Genomic DNA, 19,556 nt, shown 5'->3' on the forward strand with positions numbered 1-19,556 from the left:
ACCTATACAAAACCACAACATTTATTTTTTGTTATGTTTTTTACTATATAAAATTTCGAATATATTTTTTTGCTAAATCTAGTGATAATACCGTTTTTTATTATCAATATGTTGAAAAATAAGTCTTAAAATTATAATGTATGTTTTTTGTAGGGGTTCTTTTTGAGTATTTATTAATTTTTATATACTAATTTTAAAAATATGAAAATGCTTCTTTGAATTTCATGTTCTTCTAATACCAAAACAGAATAAAACAGAATACTAAAACTTTTTTTGCTTTCAATCATTTAAAGAAAATTATATGAAAAAAATTATTTTATTACTAATCTTTTGGTCTTATTCATTAATTAATCATGCGCAAATAGATAAAATTGTAGTGGTTAATGATTCAGATGGAATGAAATTAGTTGTTAATGGAGAAAATTTCATGATTAATGGGATGAATTGGGACTATGTGCCAATAGGAAATAATTATTCCTATAGTTTATGGAATCAATCCGATGAAACAATTAAAGCAGCTTTAGATGATGAGATGAGCTTATTAAAAAATATGGGAGTCAACACCATACGTCAATATACAGGAATTCAACCAAAATGGATAACTTATATTTATAAAAAGTATGGAATCTATACAATGTTGAATCATTCGTTTGGAAGATACGGACTAACCATCAATGGTGTTTGGAAAGCAAATACAGAATATTCGTCACCAGAGGTTCAAAAGTTATTACTTAAAGAAACCAAAGCTCTTGTTGAAGAATATAAAGATACTGAAGGTTTATTGTTATTTCTTTTAGGTAATGAAAATAATTATGGACTCTTTTGGGATGGTGCAGAAACAGAAGATATACCTTTAGAAGATAGAAAATCTACAAGTAGAGCTAGAGCAATGTATAAGCTTTTTAATGAAGCAGTACTTGAAATGAAAAAAATAGACAGTAAGCACCCAATTGCAATATGTAATGGGGATTTGTTGTTTCTTGAAATTATAGCCGAAGAGTGTAAAGATATTGATATACTTGGTACAAATATGTATAGAGGAGTATCTTTTGGTAATGCTTTTCAAAGGGTTAAAGATGAGTTGAAGAAACCAATTTTGTTTACAGAGTTTGGTGCTGATGCTTTTAATGCAAAAGACAATCAAGAAGATCAAAAATCACAAGCCTATTATATGGTGAACAATTGGAAAGAAATTTATGAAAATGCAGCAGGAATGGGGAAATCGAATAACTCATTAGGAGGTTTTACCTTTCAATTTAGTGACGGTTGGTGGAAATATGGACAAACTAAAAATTTAGATATTCATGACGATAACGCATCTTGGTCAAATGGAGGCTATCTGTCAGATTATCAAGAAGGAGAGAATAATATGAATGAGGAGTGGTTTGGAATTTGTGCAAAAGGACCAACAAATGCTAGAGGTTTATATACTTTATATCCTCGTGCTGCCTATTATGCTTTGAAAGAAGTGCACAGTATGAATCCTTATAATAAAGAATATTCCTTGAAAAGTATTGATGATTTTTTCAGTACAATTCAATTAACAGATGCTGTTTTAAGAGCTCGTGGAGATAAAGCAGCTTTGGGAGGAAATGATTCGAACCTTTTAAAAATTAGTAATCTGAGAGCAGAATTCACAACTTTTAATACAGGTGGAAGTTTGTTAACAACACCAACCGATGCAGATCCAACTTCAAATGCATATCCCAACAAACTAGGGTTTGATCATATGCAATCCTATTATATTGGCGTAGAAGGGAATCCTGCACCCAATATGAAAGCAAATGTTAATGTAAATATCTTGGGACATGTAGCTACAAACCCTATCAATGAAATATTCTATGAAAATAGAGGTAGAAGCTTAACTGTCAATTCTGAAACAGGAAATGTTCAACTCAATGATAACAATAGAGTGCAAGTATATAATGCTTCATATACTTGGAACGCTAAAGACTTTGAGTTGAGAGGGTTTTATCGTACAGGACATTATCATTGGGGATATGAAGGCGATTTTTTCGGGTTATATCCAGAAGCAAACTATGGTCCAAATTTAGATATATATAATGGTGAAACTTTAGGTTTTGAAATTGATGGTAAAAAAAGTCTAAAAGGATTGAAAGCAGCTTTTGGACCACAATTGTGGTGGGGTGCAAATCCAGCAGTATTATTGAAATATAATAGAAAAATTGGAATTTTTGATGCTACAGCAATTTATCATGAAGATTTAGACAAAGCATCTGCAGCGCTCACCTCTATTGCAATACCACTACCAAAAACAAGAAGAGCAACGGTCTATTTTAAAACTAAAGTTAATGCTGTAGGCTTAGAGTTTGGAGGAATTTGGGGCGGGCAACCCTTAAATGGAAGAACTTTTCAATATGCTTTGGGCTCTTCTGGAAATTATATAATATATGATGATAAAATTTCTTCAAAAGATAATTGGGGAGGAAAAGCGAAGATTACTTTTGAAAAAGGGCCATTTAAAATATATTCACAAGGGGCAATAATGGGACTTGTTGCAAATGGAGGTGCAGATAATACTAAAACATTTACTGGTTGGACTCTTAAAGATAGCGGAAGTGGAAATCAAGCTAATTTTTTGGCAGGGTTTACTTATAATTTCGGAAATTTTCAAATAGCCCCCAACTTTTTATGGCAAAAACCATTAGTAGATGCTATGCCAAATGACGCTCAAGCTCCTGCTAGATTGAGAAACATTCAAGCCGATCCATTTGTTGTTCGAGCAAATAGAGAAACGGTAGCTGGTGAACTACTCTTTACTTATGACCCAACACCTGGCACTTGGATGTATGAATGGGATAATGACAGAGCTGAAGATGCTAAATTCGCAATAAGTACAGATTTTGTTTTCCGTCATTTGCCAACTACTCAAGACGCTGCAATTGGATTTTTTAGCGATCGATCTTCTTTTGCTTTTGCAAAATCTGCTCCAGCTCATGACCTTTGGGAAAATAATACTCGCATTGTGTCAAAACTAAATCCAGATTTGGGGTTTATTGCAAATATTTATTTTGGTAATGCACAAGCTAATGGAAGTGATACACGATTGGTTGAAAGATTTGGAGGTGATTTAAGATTGATTTATAAAAAAATAAAATTAGTAACAGGATTAAAAATTAACGATTGGGGACCATATGATTATCATAGAGATTTCAACTTAACATATCCGATTCAATCATCATTAGATATATCTACATCTGTAGGGAAGCCTAATTGGTTTATTTTGCCCGATACAAAAATAGGAATTATGGGTATTTGGCGTTCACTAGATCAATATTCTCCACGTTATCTTCCAAACCAAACGAGCTCTCCTTTTGCTACAGCACCAACAATAAGTTCAGTCGGATTTAGTAATGGTACAGAATGGGAAATTAGAACATACATACATATTAACATTGGTAAATAATAAAAAATTGAAAAATGAAAAATAAGAGAATAAAATATTTAAAAAATGCATTCTTATTAGGATTAATTTTAATTACTAATGTGAATTGTGAAAGGGATTTATCAGAAGATGCAGTACTTTCTACTTTTTCTAAAAATCCAGAAGTATTTATCGATAGCTTTAGTGCAGGACTTGGATACGGTGCTTTTGGAGGTTCAAAGTACAGCGCTTTTAGTGTAGATGCCGAAGTGAAATATAAAGGAACAGCATCTATGCGTTTTGATGTTCCCAATGAAGGCGATCCTGAAGGTGCCTATGCGGGAGGTGTTTTTATTGACGATTCTGGAAGAAATTTAACAGATTATGATGCCTTAACTTTTTGGGTGAAGGGTTCGAAAGCAGCAATTTTAAACGAAGTAGGTTTCGGAGTAGATTTTGGTGAAGACAAATATAAAGTTACTATGCAGAATGTTAGTATTGGAACGAATTGGCAAAAAGTAATAATTCCAATACCAGATGCTTCAAAATTAGTGCAAGAAAAAGGGATGTTTTGGTATGCAGAAGGACCAGAAAATGGATTAGGCTATACATTTTGGATAGATAATTTACAATATGAAAAATTAGGCACAATTGCACATCCAAGACCAAAAATTTTAAATGGTGTTGCCACAGCAGAGCAAACATTCATTGGTTCAACTTCCACATTAACGGGATTAACTCAAACTTTTAATTTAGGAAATGGGATAGATCAAACAGTACTAGTGGCACCGCGCTATTTTACATTTAGTTCTTCAAATTCAAATGTAGCAAACGTGAGCGATCTAGGTGTTGTTTCTGTAACGAATAGTGGAACAACAACAATAACCGCATCTTTGGGTAATGAAAGTGCAACAGGTTCATTAGCATTAAATTCATTAGGTGTTTTTACAGCGGCACCAACACCAACACAAAGTGCAAGTAATGTAATTTCTATTTTTTCTAATCAATATACCAACGTTCCTGTAGAATATTATAATGGTTATTGGGCACCGTATCAAACAACGCAAGGGCAAGCAGATATTCATATTAACGGAGATGATATTATTAAATATTCGCAATTCAATTTTGTAGGAATTCAATTTTCTCAACCAACAATTAATGCAAGTCAAATGACGCATTTTCATATTGATATTAAAGTGCAAAATGCTACAGGTACAGGAAACTCTATTAAAATTGCTTTAAACGATTTTGGTGCTGATAATAGTTATGGAGGGGGTAATGATAGTGGACATCAAGTAACGGTAAATAATTCAAATTTATCGAGTGGTTCTTGGGTAAGTATAGATTTGCCACTTTCAAGTTTTACAGGTTTAACTAGTAGAGCTAATTTAGCACAAATTGTTTTAGAATCTAATTCTGGAATTACAGATTTATTAGTAGATAATGTTTTCTTCTATAAAGTGCCCACACAGCCTTCTGTCGCAGCACCAACACCAACTGTCTCTGCAGCAAATGTAATTTCAGTTTTTAGTGATGCCTATACCAATATCGCAGCAAATTTAAATCCAGGATGGGGGCAAGCCACAGTAGCTTCACAAGTGCAAATTGCTGGTAATACAACTTTGAAATATGCAGGACTAAACTATCAAGGAATAGAATTTGGAACCAATCAAAATCTTTCAACAATGACACATTTGCATATCGATTATTATTCTGCAAATTCTTCACAGTTGAAAGCTTATTTAATTAGCCCTGGGCCTGTAGAAACTGCAAAAACACTTTCGGTACCTACCATATCGGGCTGGAATAGTATTGAAATTCCTTTGACAGATTTTACACCTGTTAATTTAGCAAATGTTTTTCAAATGAAATTTGACGGTAATGGTGATATTTATCTAGATAATATTTATTTCCATAATTAATAAATGGCCATAGCTTTTAATTTTAAAGAAAATGAACATGAATGTACAAAATAAAATACTTATAATAGGTCTCTTTTTTGCAATTGTAGGTTGTTCTACCGATGAAAAACAAACGGTGGTTACAAAACATAATTTAGTAATGCAAGATGAGTTCAATATTGCTGGGACTCCTAATGCAGCATTTTGGAGCAATGATATTGGTACTGGCAACAATGGTTGGGGTAATAATGAATTACAGTATTATACAGATAGACCAGAAAATATAAGAGTAGAAGATGGGATGTTAAAAATTATTGCTAACCAAGAATCTTTTATGGGATCTGGATTTACTTCAGCAAGAATTTTGACAAAAGGTAAATTTGAAAAAAAATATGGAAGGTTTGAAGCTCGAATAAAATTACCTTGGGGAAAAGGTTTATGGCCTGCCTTTTGGTTGTTAGGTGCAAATTCTGATACTGTTATTTGGCCACAATGTGGTGAAATTGATATTATGGAATATTTAGGAAATAATCCTACTACCGTTTTTGGGTCTGTTCACGGTCCTGGTTATTCTGGAGGGAATGCTATTTCTAAAAATTATTCGTTAACGAATGATAGATTTGATACAGACTTTCATATTTTCGGAATTGAATGGGGAGAAAATTACATAAATTATTATGTTGATGATGTGCTATATAATCAAATCACTCCTTCAGATGTTTCAGGTGATTGGGTGTTTAATCAACCTTTTTATATCATTTTAAATGTTGCCGTTGGTGGAAATTTTCCAGGGTCACCAAATAATGAAACTGTTTTTCCTCAGACAATGCTTGTTGACTATGTAAGGGTATATGAATAGCGATTAAAGATATTATCCTAAACTAAAATTACTATAGAAACAGTATAAGACACTTCTCTAAAAAAGTTGTCTTGGGATTTTTTTGCTTGTTTTTTAAATAAAATATTGAATTTTTATGAATGATAATCAAACCATATTTGTTAAAAAAAATAGTGAAACAGAAAGTGTAGCACTAAATTGTGTTGTATTGGATGGAGAACACTACTTCAAAATTACAAATAGCGATGCATTACGTCCTTTTTTCATGAGCATCGTTAGTGATTCTAATCATTGGATGTTTATTGCGAGTAATGGTGGACTAACTGCTGGGAGAAAAAATGCAGAGTTTGCTTTGTTTCCCTATTATACAGATGATAAAATTATAGAATCATATGATATTACAGGAAGTAAATCAATTTTTCAAATTCATTTAGAAAACCAAATTTTTGTTTGGGAACCTTTTTCAGAAAGATTTTTAGAAAAGTATAAAATATCAAGAAATCTTTATAAAAACACTTGCGGAAATAAGATTATTTTTGAAGAAATCAATCATGATTTTCAATTGATTTTTAGATACCAATGGTGTACCAGTAACCAATATGGATTTGTTAAAAAATCGGAATTAATTAATAAATCAAAGAATAGTTATACAATTTCAATACTAGATGGTTTGCAAAATATAATGCCATACGGTATAAGTAGTGATTTACAAGCAACAACGAGTAATTTAGTTGATGCCTACAAACGAAGCGAATTGCACGAAAAAACAGGATTAGGAATTTTTGCACTAAGTGCTATTATTGTAGATAAAGCAGAACCAAGTGAAGCCTTGAAAGCGAATATTGCTTGGTCAATTGGAATGGATAATCCAAAATACCTACTTTCATCCTCGCAACTTTCAAAGTTTAGAAAAAGCAATAATCTACAGCTTGAAAGTGATGTGAAAGGAGAAAAAGGAGCTTATTTTTTAAATACTGAGATAATATTAAATGAGAACAATGCAAAAGAATGGATGATTATTGCAAATGTTAATCAAAATCATTCAGATATTGTTAGAATAATTGAAGCTATTAAAAATGAAAAGGAGATTAAGAAAAAAATAAATGATGATATTGATGATGGCACAAAAAAACTAGTGCTACTAAACGCTTCTTCTGATGGTTTACAATTAACAGCAGATAAGTTAAGAGATTCTCGTCATTTTGCCAATACATTATTTAACATTATGCGTGGTGGAATTTTTGATTTCAACTACCAAATAGAAAAGCAAGATTTTTTAAAATACATACACAAAGCAAATATTATTGTTTTTAAAAGCATAGAAAAAGAATTAAATGAACTTCCAGAGACGTTTTCTTTAGTTTTTTTAAACGAATTTAGTGCTAAAGTAGATGATTTAGATTTTAAGCGATTGAGTTTGGAATACCTACCTTTAAAATTTAGTCGCAGGCATGGAGACCCTAGTAGACCTTGGAACAAATTTTCGATTAATACACAAAGTGAAATTGACGGTTCGAAAATATTGGACTATGAAGGAAATTGGAGAGATATTTTTCAAAACTGGGAGGCATTAGCACATTCATATCCAGAATTTATTGAAAATATGATTCATAAATTTTTGAATGCCACAACATTTGATGGATATAACCCTTATCGAGTTACTAAAGATGGTTTTGATTGGGAAACAATAGAAGAAGATAACCCTTGGTCTTATATTGGATATTGGGGAGATCATCAAATTATATATTTATTAAAGTTTCTAGAATTTATTGAAAATCATCAGCCAAGTAGGTTAGAAAAATATTTTAATGCAGAAATTTTTGTATATGCTAATGTTCCTTATGTTATAAAAGCATATGATGAGATTATAAAAAATCCCAAAGACACAATTACTTTCGAATATAAATTAGATGAAAAAATCCGTTCAGAGAAAAATAAAATTGGAGCAGATGCAGCTTTGTTGAAAGATACAAATGGAGTTATTTATAAAGTTAACTTTATTGAAAAGATACTAGCAACAGTACTAGCAAAAATGTCAAATTTTATTCCAGAAGCTGGTATTTGGTTAAACACTCAGCGACCAGAATGGAACGATGCTAATAATGCTTTAGTAGGTAATGGAGTTTCAATGGTTACATTATACTATTTGAGAAGATTTCTAAGCTTTTTCCAAAATATATTAAATAAATCAAAATTAGAAAATATTAAAATTTCTAATGAAATGGTTGAGTTTTATCATAATATACGAGAAGAGTTGATAAAACATGAGCCGCTCTTAGGTAGCAAATTTAGCGATGCACAACGAAAAGCAATATTAGACACACTTGGGAACGCTGCTTCAGAATACCGCAATCATGTCTATCAAAAAGGATTTTGGGGGAAGAAAAGAACAGTATCCATGCAAGGCTTAAAACAATTCATTAGCGTAAGTTTAAAATTCATAGATCATACAATTATTGCTAATAAAAGAGAAGACAACCTCTATCATGCTTATAATTTAATGACGGTTGAAAATAATAAAGAAGTTTCAATAGACTATCTAAGCGAGATGCTTGAAGGTCAGGTGGCGGTTTTAAGTTCTGGTTTTTTATCTTCAATAGAAGCATTAAAAGTGTTAGATGCATTAAAGAGTAGTAAATTATTTAGAGAAGATCAATACAGTTATCTTTTGTATCCAAACAAAGAATTACCGGGTTTTCTGCAAAAAAATACAATTCCTAAACAGGCAGTTCTAAAATCTATTTTATTGCAAAACTTACTTCAAAAAAATAATACTCAAATTGTAGAACAAGATTGCATTGGGAACTATCATTTTAACGGAAATTTAAAAAATGCAACCGATTTAAAAATTGCTATAGAAGAAGTGCTTTCTTCCACAAATCTAAATACTAACGAAAATGAAAAAGAAGCTGTTTTACAGATTTTTGAAGAAGTTTTTAATCATAAAGCATTCACAGGACGTTCTGGAACATTTTACGGTTATGAAGGTCTAGGGTCAATTTATTGGCACATGGTTTCAAAATTGCAACTAGCTGTTCAAGAATGTTGTATAAAAGCAATTGAAGAAAAAGAAACCGATGAGGTTATTGGAAGATTACTAGAACACTATTATGAAATAAATGAAGGAATTGGTGTTCATAAATCACCTTCTTTATATGGAGCGTTTTCAACAGATCCATACTCACACACTCCAGCAGGAAAAGGGGCACAACAACCAGGAATGACAGGACAAGTAAAAGAAGATATTTTGAGTCGTTTTGGAGAATTGGGTGTTTTTGTTAAAAACGGGTGTCTTAATTTTAATCCTTGCCTATTACGAAAAGAAGAATTTTTATCCACTGCAAATGAGTTTGAGTATGTAAATGTGAGTGGCAATCAAAAAACAGTAAAACTTACGAATAACTCACTGTGTTTTACCTATTGCCAAATTCCAATTATATACCAAATCTCAAAAAATAAATCAATACAAATCGTTTATAAAGATGGTTCAAAGATTCTTATCAATGGATTAAATATCAATGAAAAAGAAAGTAAAAAAATTTTTAAAAGAACTGGAGAAATTACACATATAACAGTGAACGTTATAGAAAAAGAATTAAAATAATGAAAATCAACAGAAAATCAAATAGCAAATTAATTGTCTATCTCATTGTATTGATAGCCTGGTTTTCTATTGTTTTTTCATGTAAAAATAAAAACGAAAATTGTAGTAAAACCCCAAATTTTAATAAAGTGACTGCAAAAGAAATATTAGGAAATCCAAACTATTTAGCTATTTGTTATGGAGGTTATCGAGAAAAAACAAGAAATAGCCAACCAACTATAAATCAACTAAAAGAAGATTTGAAAATTTTAGCGGCTCTTAATATAAAAATTATTAGAACCTATAATGTTCATTTAGTTCATGCTTCAAATGTTTTAAAAGCAATTGAAGAACTAAAAAAAGAGGATGACAATTTTGAGATGTATGTAATGCTTGGAGCTTGGATAGATTGCAAAAATGCTTGGACCAATTTAGAGCCAAATCATAATGAAGAAAGTGAAAGAAATGAAGAAGAAATCAATAAAGCTGTTCAATTAGCAAATCGTTATCCAGATATAGTAAAAATTATTGCTGTTGGTAATGAAGCAATGGTAAAATGGGCAACGAGCTATTATGTGCAACCCAAAATAATTTTAAAATGGGTAAACTATTTGCAAGAGTTAAAAAAGAAGAATAAACTATCAAAAGACCTATGGATAACATGTTCCGATGATTTTGCTTCTTGGGGCGGATTAGACGATAGTTACAAAACAAAAGAATTAGAAGCGATAATAAATGCAGTAGATTATGTTTCTATGCACACTTATCCCTATCATAATACACATTATAATCCCTCTTTTTGGAAAGTTGAGAGCGAGGAAAAAGAGTTTTCAGTTGAAGAAAAAGTAAAAAAAGCAATGAACCGTTCTTTAGATTTTGCAAAAGCACAATATCATAGTGTTCAAAAATATGTTAAAAGTGTTAATCCTACAAAGCCAATACATATCGGGGAAACAGGTTGGGCTTCAAGTGCTGACGGATTCTATGGAGCAGAAGGATCAAGAGCATCAGATGAATATAAACAAGCTCTTTATTATAAAAAAATGAGAGAATGGACAGCAAAAGAAAGGATTACTTGCTTTTTCTTCGAAGCCTTTGATGAACCTTGGAAAGATAGTAATAACCCTTTTGGTTCTGAAAATTATTTTGGACTTTTTACGGTAGATGGAAAAGCAAAATTTGCACTTTGGGAAGATATAAATGCAAATGTTTTTAAAGATTTAGGAAGAAACAAAAATAAAATATTGAAAACCTATTCTGGAAATAAAGAAATGGTAATGGAGAGTGTTTTACCACCACCCAATTAAAGATTATCAGGTAGGGAATCTAAATTTTATAGTAAAAGAAACTTGTGTTTGCTGGTAAGTAAATTAAAATTTAAAAGATGAAAGTAGTTAAACAAATAGGGTTCCTCATATTGCTATTCATAATGATAAAATGTAAAGACGATAAACCAATTTTAAAAGTAGAAATATTTGAAACTTCTGCTTCGGGAAATGCTATGAAAAAAGTAACTCAATTTTCAAAATCTAAAAATAAGATTAAGATACTACTAAATCCAAAAGAAAAATTTCAAACTATTACAGGCTTTGGTGGAGCTTTTACATCATCTTCTGCTTATTTGTTAGGCAAAATGAGCCCAAAAAAAAGAAAGAAAATTTTAGAAGCATATTTTGGCGAAGAGGGAGCAAATTATTCTTTAACTCGCACTCATATTAACTCTTGCGATTTTTCACTATATCAATATGCCTATGCTATGATTGAAAATGATAAAGAATTAAATTTTTTTTCAATTGAAGAAGATAAAGATAATAACCTTATTAATACCATTTTAGAAGCTAAGAGTATATCTAAAGAAGGTTTTAAAATCATTGCATCTCCTTGGACAGCTCCACCTTGGATGAAAGATAATAAAGAGTGGGTAGGTGGAAAATTATTGCCTGAGTATAATGAAACATGGGCACTATATTTTTCTAAATATATTGATGCCTACAAGAATGAAGGAATTGATATTTGGGGTATAACAGTAGAAAATGAACCTCACGGGAATGGAAATAACTGGGAAAGCATGTTGTTTACACCAAAAGAAATGACAGATTTTGTGCAAAATTTTTTAGGACCAAGATTAGAGAAAGACGGTAAAGGATATATTAAAATTTTAGGTTATGATCAAAATAGAGCAGGATTAGAAGAATGGGTAGATGAAATGTATCGAGATGAAAATACTTCAAAATATTATGCAGGAACAGCTATACATTGGTATGAAAGCACCTATGATTATTTCCCTAATGCCCTGCAATATGCACATAAAAAAGCACCCAATAAATATTTAATACAAACAGAAGCATGTGTAGATTCTGAAATACCACATTGGAAAGACGATGCTTGGTATTGGAAAGAGGAAGCTACCGATTGGGGCTGGGATTGGGCAAGCGATGAAGACAAACACCTACACCCTAAATATGCACCAGTAAATCGTTATGCAACAGATATTATTGGTTGTTTGAATAATTGGGTAGATGGTTGGATAGATTGGAATATGGTATTAGACAAACAAGGAGGCCCTAATTGGTTTAAGAACTGGTGTGTAGCCCCTGTTATTGTTGACCCTGAAAAAGATGAAGTCTATTTTACTCCGTTATATTACACAATGATGCATTTTAGCAAATTTATACGACCAAATGCAATAAAAATTGGATGTAAAATAGACAATAATGATTTATTGGCAACAGCAGTTAAAAACTCAGATGATTCAATTGTAATTATACTTTTTAACCCAACTGAAAAAGAATATACTACTGAAATTATTCTAAACAATGAAAAGAATACATTTTCAATTCATGCAAAAGCCTTGCAAACATTAATAATAAAACCTTAAAAAAAGTATTATGGCACATTTTCCAATAGATTCAAGAAATAGAGTTCCATTTGTTCAAAAAGCTGCATTTGGAGCTGGTCATCTAGTTAACAACCTTTTCCCTGGGGCTTTAGGAGTTTTCTCGTTTTTTTTATTGACTGCTTTTGGAATGGATCCTTTTTTAGCAGGGTTGTTAGGAGGATTGCCCAGAATTTATGATGCCATTACCGACCCAATTATGGGATATATATCAGACAATACAAGCTCTAGATGGGGGAGAAGAAGACCTTATATTTTTGGAGGAGCAATAATGAGTGGGTTCTTTTTTTCCATTTTATGGCAATTAGACCCTAATGCTACACAAAATTATAATTTCTGGTATTTTTTATTGTTTTCATTGGTTTTTTTAACAGGTAACACTATTTTTTCAACACCATTAATAGGTTTAGGATATGAAATGACGTCTGACTATAAAGAACGTACTCGTTTAATGGGATTCTCTCAAACTATTGGGCAAATTGCTTGGATGGTAGTCCCTTGGTTTTGGGTAATTATTGCAGATCCAAATATTTTTGCTAGTCAAGCAGAAGGTGTGCATAAATTATCTATAATAGTAGGGTTTGCTTGCATGATTTTAGGTGTTTTGCCTGCCTTATTTTGTAAGGAAATAGATAGTACTAATCTATCTAATAGAGAACCAATTTCTTTTAAAAATCTATTTAAAAATTTAATAGGTCTATTTCGAGGTATAAAACAGGTTTCTAAAAATAAACCTTTCATGAAATTATGTGCAGCAACTTTCTTAGTATTTAACGGTTTTCAAATGGTAGCTTCATTTAGTTACTTTATAATTGTGTTTTATATGTTTAAAGGAGATTATGGATTGTCTGGAACTTGGCCTGCATGGTTTTCAACACTAAGTGCTATAGTTACAGCTTTTTTTGCAATTCCAATTGTTACTTTCTTTTCAAATAAATATGGGAAAAAGAATGCTTTTATTATTTCAACAATTATTTCAATTGTAGGTTATGGGTTGAAGTGGTGGGGTTTCAATCCAGAATTACCTTGGTTAATGTTTGTTCCATTACCATTTATTGCATTTGGACTAGGAGGATTGTTTACTTTAATGATGAGTATGACTGCGGATGTTTGCGATTTAGATGAATTAAACAATGGAATGCCAAGAAAAGAAGGCACATTTGGGGCCATCTATTGGTGGATGGTAAAATTGGGTCAAGGTGTTGCTTTGGTTTTAGGTGGTTGGGTACTAAAAATTATTGGTTTTGATCAAAACATTTCTATACAAACTGTTGAAACTATTACCTATTTAAGGTTAGCAGATATTTTAATTCCAAGTACTACTGCTGCTCTTGCAATTTGGGTAATGTGGAAATATAGTTTATCTGAAAAAAGGGCAGAGGAAATAAAAAACGAATTAGTAGAAAGAAGAGGAGAATTATAAAATCTAAATAAATAAATTTAATGTCAACTAATAAAGAAAGAATATTATCTCTAACTGGAATTGATTATTCTAATATATCTAACAAAGAAATAGAAATATTAGTCTCAGATGTTCTAAAGGAAGGAATGCATGGTCTATGTTTTAGTGTGTATGAAGAGAATCAAAAACCTGTCGACACAATTTCAGAAGAACAAGTCAGAAGAAGAATGCGTATTATAGCTCCATACACAAAATGGATTCGTTCTTTCTCATGTACAGAAGGAAATGAGTTAATACCTAAAATAGCACACGAATTTGGAATAAAAACCTTAGTTGGGGCTTGGGTTGGTACAGATGAAAAAAAAAACAATAAAGAGATAAACGCACTTATTGCTTTAGCAAATCAAGGGTATGTAGATATAGCTGCAGTAGGAAATGAAGTAATGTATAGAAAAGATTTATCAGAGGAGCAACTTTTAGAACATATTTATAAAGTAAAAAATGAAATTCCAAAAGATATACCTGTAGGATATGTGGATGCCTATTATGAATTTTCAATAAAACCAAAAATAACAGAAGCTTGTGATATCATTTTAGCCAATTGTTATCCTTATTGGGAAGGGTGTAGTTTGGAATATTCATTAGTATATATGAAGCAAATGTATTTTCAAGCCTTGCAGGCAGCTCAAGGAAAAAAAGTAATCATTACCGAAACAGGTTGGCCAAGTAAAGGAGAAAACTGTAAAGATGCATTTCCATCAATCAACGCTGCAATGAAATATTTTATAAACACACAACAATGGTCTAAACAAGATAATATAGCTGTTTTTTATTTTTCTTCTTTCGATGAGTCATGGAAAGTGGGTGCCGAGGGAGAAGTGGGGGCTTATTGGGGAATATGGGATAAAAATGAAAAGATTAAATACTAATTCAAATAAATATAATTTCTATATAGACAATCTAGGTCAAAAATTAACAAGAAAGTTTCAATTTATAAATAGATTTTAATTTTATATCCTAAATAGTATCAATAATTAGACTATTTTATAAAGATTTTTTAAATTTATTTTGTTTTTTAATAAAAAAAAATGTTAAATTTGGCACAGTTATAAACCTATTTAAACAAGACGCTTATTCAATAAAAATACTTTTTTAGAAAAACCAACGAAATTTAACTAAAAGGTATTACTATGGATAATCGTACACTTTCAGACGCTATTCTGATAAAAAAATATATAGAAGGAGATGAGTCCACTTTAGCTGTTTTAATTGAGCGTCACCAATCCAAAATTTACGGTTTCATTTATACAAAAATTCAAGATAGAGATATTTGTGATGATATTTTTCAAGATACTTTCATAAAAGTAATCAAAACATTAAAGACAAAATCTTATAATGAAGAAGGTAAATTTTTACCATGGGTAATGAGAATTGCGCATAACTTAGTCATTGATTATTTTAGAAAATCTAAGAAAATGCCAATGCAAAGAGATACTAACGACTATTCTATTTTTTCATATTTATCAGATTCTAGCTTAGATGTTGAAAAAAAAATAATAAACTCACAAATAGAAGAAGACTTAAATCGATTATTAGAAGAGCTTCCTGAAGATCAAAAAGAAGTAATTGTAATGAGGATTTATCAGGATTTAAGTTTTAAAGAAATTGCAGATTCAACAGGAGTAAGTATTAATACTGCATTAGGAAGAATGAGATATGCAATACTAAACTTGAGAAAAATTATTGAAAAAAATCAAATAATTTTAAGTGTATAAACAATATTTGTTTTTCTAGTGCGTTATAGAATTAAATATAAAAATTCTATGGCAAAACTATACTCAAAAAAACAATCGACATCTCAAAAAATGTTACCCAAAAAAGAAACTATTTCTTTTCTACTTAATTATTCTAAATCATTAAGTATGATTAAAATTAAAAATATTTCTTTCGAGATTATTGCGAATTAGTCCTAATTGAAAATGCTTCATAAAATTTTAATTATGAAGCATTTTTTTTATGATATTCATCTAAAACCGATTTTCGACCAATAGCTTTAGTAATAATATCTTTTTCTAAATTCCAACCTCTTGCCGGCGAATATTCTCTACCATACCAAATAATTTGAAGATGTAAATCATTCCATAATTCTTTTGGAAAGATTCTCTTAGCATCTTTTTCAGTTTGTTGCACACTTTTTCCATTAGATAAGTTCCAGCGATACATTAAACGATGAATGTGGGTGTCAACTGGGAATGCAGGAACACCAAAAGCCTGACTCATAACGACACTTGCTGTCTTGTGTCCTACAGCTGGAAAAGTCTCTAAGGCTTCAAAGCTTTGAGGCACTTCTCCATTATATTTTTCAACTAATATTTTAGAAAGACCATATATTCCCTTAGACTTCATTGGAGATAAACCGCAAGGCTTAATAATTTCTTTAATTTCTTCTATACTCATTTTTACCATGTCGTAAGGATTGTCGGCCTTAGCAAATAAAATGGGTGTAATTTGGTTCACTCTAACATCGGTACATTGCGCAGAAAGCAAAACAGCAACTAATAAGGTATAAGGATCTTTATGATCTAATGGAACAGGTATTTCAGGATATAACTCGTTTAACGTATTTATAACAAATGTTATTTTTTCTGCTTTAGTCATTTTTGTACTTTTATAGTCTGTAATTAGCTTGCACAAAGTTAACACTTTAAACACTTTAAAAAAATATAGAATGACAACATTAAAAAAAGGGGATAAAGCACCTAATTTTTCGGGTTTAGATCAAGATGGAAACACTCATACATTAGAAAATTATAAGGGAAAGAAATTAGTCGTTTTCTTTTATCCAAAAGCAAGTACACCAGGTTGTACTGCAGAGGCTTGTGATTTGAGAGATAATTACCATCGTTTTCAAGCTAATAATTATGCGGTTCTAGGAGTTAGTGCTGATAGTGCTAAAAGACAAGCAAATTTTATTGCGAAAAATGAATTACCATTTCCTTTATTAGCCGATGAAGATAAATCTGTGATTGAAGCTTTTGGTGTCTGGGGGCCTAAGAAATTTATGGGAAAAGAATTTGATGGTATCCATAGAACTACTTTTGTAATAGACGAAAACGGAGTAATTGAAGAAGTGATTGAAAAAGTAAAAACCAAAGAACATACAGCACAAATTTTAAAATAAAAAAAGAAGAGTCAATTTGTTTTGACTCTTCTTAATCTATTTTCTAGTTATTATTATAACCAAACAGTTGATGTTCTTTAATTAATTCTGAAATACCATCTGGAAGCATTTTTTCCCAACCTGTATCTCCATTTCCAATCATTTTAAGAATTTCTCTAGAGAATATTTCTAAATTCTTCTCATTAAAATCGGTAATATCTACAACTTTTCCATTGAATTTGAAAAACTTATATAATTCTTTCATTCTTGGATGTACTTTTAAATTGTCTGATGTTATAAGTGTTCCATCTTCTTCTTTCATTGGGTATAAATACACTTTTAAGTCACGATAAAATAATTTACCAAAAGCTTCTAATATACCACCTGATAAATGACGATAATATTTTTCATCAAAAATATCTACTAAATTACTTACCCCCATGGCTAATCCCATTCTAGCTTTTGTATAATTTGAGAAATATTCTACGACTTTATAATATTCTTGAAAGTTAGAAATCATAACGGTTTGTCCTAATGAACAAAGTAATTCTGCTCTGTCTAAGAAATCACGTTCATCAATTTCTCCTTCTGCTTTTAAATTTGAAAGTGTAATTTCAAAAACCACAAAAGTATTTTCAGGATCCACTTTTTTCTCTTCGATAAACATGTTATATGATTTCATATACATATTCATATTAACCTTAGTAACAGGTCTAAAACTTCCTCTTAGAGCAAGAATATTCTTCTTGTATAAAACAGCAGCAGGTAGAATATTATTCCCATCGGGTCCAAACATTACCGCATCTGTCATTCCATTTTTAACCAATTGAAGACTCATCAATCTATTATCTACATCGGCAAAGCGAGGACCAGAAAAATTAATAGTATCAATCTCTAATTGGTCTTTATCTAAATGGTCATATAAATAACGTAATAATTTCTTTGGGTCATTGTATTTATAGAAAGCCCCATATATTAAATTAACTCCAAGAATACCCAATGTTTCTTGTTGCAATTTAGCATCAGTTTCTTTAAAACGAATGTGAAGCGTAATTTCATTATAATCTTCATCGGGTTCCACCTGATATTTGATACCAACCCATCCGTGTCCTTTGTATTGTTTTGCAAAATCAATTGTAGCAACCGTATTAGCATAACTAAAGAAAATCTTGTTTGGATGCTTATCTCTTTTTAAACGCTCTTCAATTAGTTGTGTTTCATGAGCCAGCATCTTTTTTAATCTACTTTCAGTAACATATCTTCCGTCTTCTTCTACACCATAAATAGCATCACTAAAATCCTTGTCATAGGCAGACATTGCTTTTGCAATTGTTCCAGAAGATGCACCCGCTCTAAAAAAATGACGTACCGTTTCTTGTCCAGCTCCAATTTCAGCGAAAGTACCATAGATACTTTCGTTCAAATTAATACGTAATGCCTTATCTTTAATTGAAGGAATTTGTTCAATAACTTTGTCTCCTCTCACTCTGATGTCTGTAATTATACTTTTCATTAAAGTTTTTTTTATTGGTACTAACAGTAATTAATTCTTTAGTTTATGCAAAGTTAGTTAAAATGATAAAATCTACTACAAATATTATTATTTTTGTGAAATATGAGTGATATAAAAGTTTATTTTTTAGGTACAGGTACTTCTCAAGGTGTTCCAGTAATAGGAAGTAACCATCCTGTCTGCTTAAGTAAGGATCAAAAAGACAAAAGATTAAGAGTGGCTGTTTGGGTTTATTCCGATGAGTTTTCTGTAGTTATTGACTGTGGCCCCGATTTTAGACAACAAATGCTACAATCTAAATGTGAAAAGATAGATGCATTACTGATTACGCATGAACATGCAGACCATACTGCCGGATTAGATGATATTAGACCTTTCTATTTTAAACAAGGCGATATTCCTGTTTATGCTCATGAAAGGGTACTAAAGAATTTAGAAAAAAGGTTTGATTATATTTTTGCTTTGGAAAACAGATATCCTGGAGCTCCTGCAATTGTAGCTCATCAGGTTAAAGAGAACGAAAATTTTATAATTAATAATTGCCTTATAGAACCTATAAATGCTTGTCATGGGAATCTACAAGTTTTTGGGTATAAAATTCAGAGTTTTGTATATCTAACTGATATTAAAACAATAGAAAAAGACCAAATAGATAAAATTAAAAACTGTAAAGTATTAGTAGTTAATTGTTTAAGAGAAGAGTCGCACAACACGCATTTTAATTTAGAAGAAGCGTTGGATTTTATATCTTTGGTGCAACCAGAAAAAGCATATTTAACGCATATTAGTCACCTTTTGGGTTTTCATGAAGAAGTTTCAAAAAGACTACCTGAAAACGTTTTTTTGGCCTATGATAATTTAGAAATTTCAATTTAATA

Annotated in this window: 13 protein-coding genes; 11 read left to right on the forward strand and 2 right to left on the reverse strand. The window is 31.0% G+C overall.

Annotation, left to right across the window (positions count from 1 at the left end; genetic code table 11):
• The first annotated feature begins 301 nt into the window (after window positions 1–301).
• From ACZ49Z_RS14755 to ACZ49Z_RS14795, 9 genes are all read left to right on the forward strand, one after another.
• On the forward strand, window positions 302–3,427 hold the full coding sequence (locus tag ACZ49Z_RS14755) for a glycoside hydrolase 5 family protein (protein ID WP_464305068.1): 3,126 nt from the start codon (window positions 302–304) through the stop codon (window positions 3,425–3,427).
• Window positions 3,428–3,441: 14 nt separating this feature from the next.
• Window positions 3,442–5,307: an Ig-like domain-containing protein gene (locus ACZ49Z_RS14760; RefSeq protein ID WP_464305069.1), complete on the forward strand. Its 1,866-nt coding sequence runs from the start codon at window positions 3,442–3,444 to the stop codon at window positions 5,305–5,307.
• Between the two features lie 37 nt (window positions 5,308–5,344).
• Window positions 5,345–6,145, forward strand: a complete 801-nt coding sequence (locus tag ACZ49Z_RS14765; RefSeq protein ID WP_464305070.1) for a glycoside hydrolase family 16 protein — start codon at window positions 5,345–5,347, stop codon at window positions 6,143–6,145.
• A 115-nt stretch (window positions 6,146–6,260) separates the two neighbouring features.
• A complete protein-coding gene (locus ACZ49Z_RS14770; protein ID WP_464305071.1) occupies window positions 6,261–9,728 on the forward strand; it encodes a hypothetical protein in 3,468 nt (1,155 codons plus the stop codon).
• On the forward strand, window positions 9,728–11,014 hold the full coding sequence (locus ACZ49Z_RS14775; RefSeq protein ID WP_464305072.1) for a glycoside hydrolase family 17 protein: 1,287 nt from the start codon (window positions 9,728–9,730) through the stop codon (window positions 11,012–11,014). The genes ACZ49Z_RS14770 and ACZ49Z_RS14775 overlap by 1 nt, the downstream gene beginning before the upstream one ends.
• Before the next feature lie 77 nt (window positions 11,015–11,091).
• Complete coding sequence (locus ACZ49Z_RS14780) at window positions 11,092–12,585, forward strand: glycoside hydrolase family 30 protein (protein ID WP_464305073.1); 1,494 nt, start codon at window positions 11,092–11,094, stop codon at window positions 12,583–12,585.
• 10 nt (window positions 12,586–12,595) lie between these two features.
• Entirely contained in the window at window positions 12,596–14,026 is a 1,431-nt protein-coding gene (locus ACZ49Z_RS14785) for an MFS transporter (protein ID WP_464305074.1), read from the forward strand.
• A gap of 20 nt (window positions 14,027–14,046) precedes the next feature.
• Window positions 14,047–14,934, forward strand: coding sequence for a glycoside hydrolase family 17 protein (locus tag ACZ49Z_RS14790; RefSeq protein WP_464305075.1), 888 nt, complete (start codon window positions 14,047–14,049; stop codon window positions 14,932–14,934).
• Window positions 14,935–15,195: 261 nt separating this feature from the next.
• Complete coding sequence (locus ACZ49Z_RS14795) at window positions 15,196–15,780, forward strand: RNA polymerase sigma factor (protein WP_464305076.1); 585 nt, start codon at window positions 15,196–15,198, stop codon at window positions 15,778–15,780.
• 223 nt (window positions 15,781–16,003) lie between these two features.
• Here ACZ49Z_RS14795 and ACZ49Z_RS14800 read toward each other — a convergent pair whose 3' ends face one another.
• Window positions 16,004–16,663 (reverse strand): endonuclease III domain-containing protein, encoded by a 660-nt coding sequence (locus ACZ49Z_RS14800; RefSeq protein WP_464305077.1) that lies wholly within the window; start codon window positions 16,661–16,663, stop codon window positions 16,004–16,006.
• 70 nt (window positions 16,664–16,733) lie between these two features.
• Between ACZ49Z_RS14800 and bcp the strand changes: the two genes are divergently transcribed.
• Window positions 16,734–17,186, forward strand: a complete 453-nt coding sequence (bcp, locus tag ACZ49Z_RS14805) for a thioredoxin-dependent thiol peroxidase (RefSeq protein WP_464305078.1) — start codon at window positions 16,734–16,736, stop codon at window positions 17,184–17,186.
• A 43-nt stretch (window positions 17,187–17,229) separates the two neighbouring features.
• Here bcp and ACZ49Z_RS14810 read toward each other — a convergent pair whose 3' ends face one another.
• Window positions 17,230–18,678: a TonB-dependent receptor gene (locus tag ACZ49Z_RS14810; protein WP_464305079.1), complete on the reverse strand. Its 1,449-nt coding sequence runs from the start codon at window positions 18,676–18,678 to the stop codon at window positions 17,230–17,232.
• Window positions 18,679–18,789: 111 nt separating this feature from the next.
• Between ACZ49Z_RS14810 and ACZ49Z_RS14815 the strand changes: the two genes are divergently transcribed.
• Window positions 18,790–19,554: an MBL fold metallo-hydrolase gene (locus ACZ49Z_RS14815; protein ID WP_464308071.1), complete on the forward strand. Its 765-nt coding sequence runs from the start codon at window positions 18,790–18,792 to the stop codon at window positions 19,552–19,554.
• Window positions 19,555–19,556 lie beyond the last annotated feature (2 nt).

The organism is Flavobacterium sp. KY-23415, from assembly GCF_055384985.1.

Excerpts from the sequence above, each read along its gene's own strand:
- ACZ49Z_RS14800 (WP_464305077.1), bottom strand. The coding sequence starts at position 16,663 with ATGACTAAAGCAGAAAAAATAACATTTGTTATAAATACGTTAAACGAG.
- ACZ49Z_RS14795 (WP_464305076.1), top strand. The coding sequence starts at position 15,196 with ATGGATAATCGTACACTTTCAGACGCTATTCTGATAAAAAAATATATA.
- ACZ49Z_RS14810 (WP_464305079.1), bottom strand. The coding sequence starts at position 18,678 with ATGAAAAGTATAATTACAGACATCAGAGTGAGAGGAGACAAAGTTATT.
- ACZ49Z_RS14760 (WP_464305069.1), top strand. The coding sequence starts at position 3,442 with ATGAAAAATAAGAGAATAAAATATTTAAAAAATGCATTCTTATTAGGA.
- ACZ49Z_RS14765 (WP_464305070.1), top strand. The coding sequence starts at position 5,345 with ATGAATGTACAAAATAAAATACTTATAATAGGTCTCTTTTTTGCAATT.
- ACZ49Z_RS14780 (WP_464305073.1), top strand. The coding sequence starts at position 11,092 with ATGAAAGTAGTTAAACAAATAGGGTTCCTCATATTGCTATTCATAATG.
- ACZ49Z_RS14755 (WP_464305068.1), top strand. The coding sequence starts at position 302 with ATGAAAAAAATTATTTTATTACTAATCTTTTGGTCTTATTCATTAATT.
- ACZ49Z_RS14770 (WP_464305071.1), top strand. The coding sequence starts at position 6,261 with ATGAATGATAATCAAACCATATTTGTTAAAAAAAATAGTGAAACAGAA.
- ACZ49Z_RS14790 (WP_464305075.1), top strand. The coding sequence starts at position 14,047 with ATGTCAACTAATAAAGAAAGAATATTATCTCTAACTGGAATTGATTAT.
- bcp (WP_464305078.1), top strand. The coding sequence starts at position 16,734 with ATGACAACATTAAAAAAAGGGGATAAAGCACCTAATTTTTCGGGTTTA.
- ACZ49Z_RS14775 (WP_464305072.1), top strand. The coding sequence starts at position 9,728 with ATGAAAATCAACAGAAAATCAAATAGCAAATTAATTGTCTATCTCATT.
- ACZ49Z_RS14785 (WP_464305074.1), top strand. The coding sequence starts at position 12,596 with ATGGCACATTTTCCAATAGATTCAAGAAATAGAGTTCCATTTGTTCAA.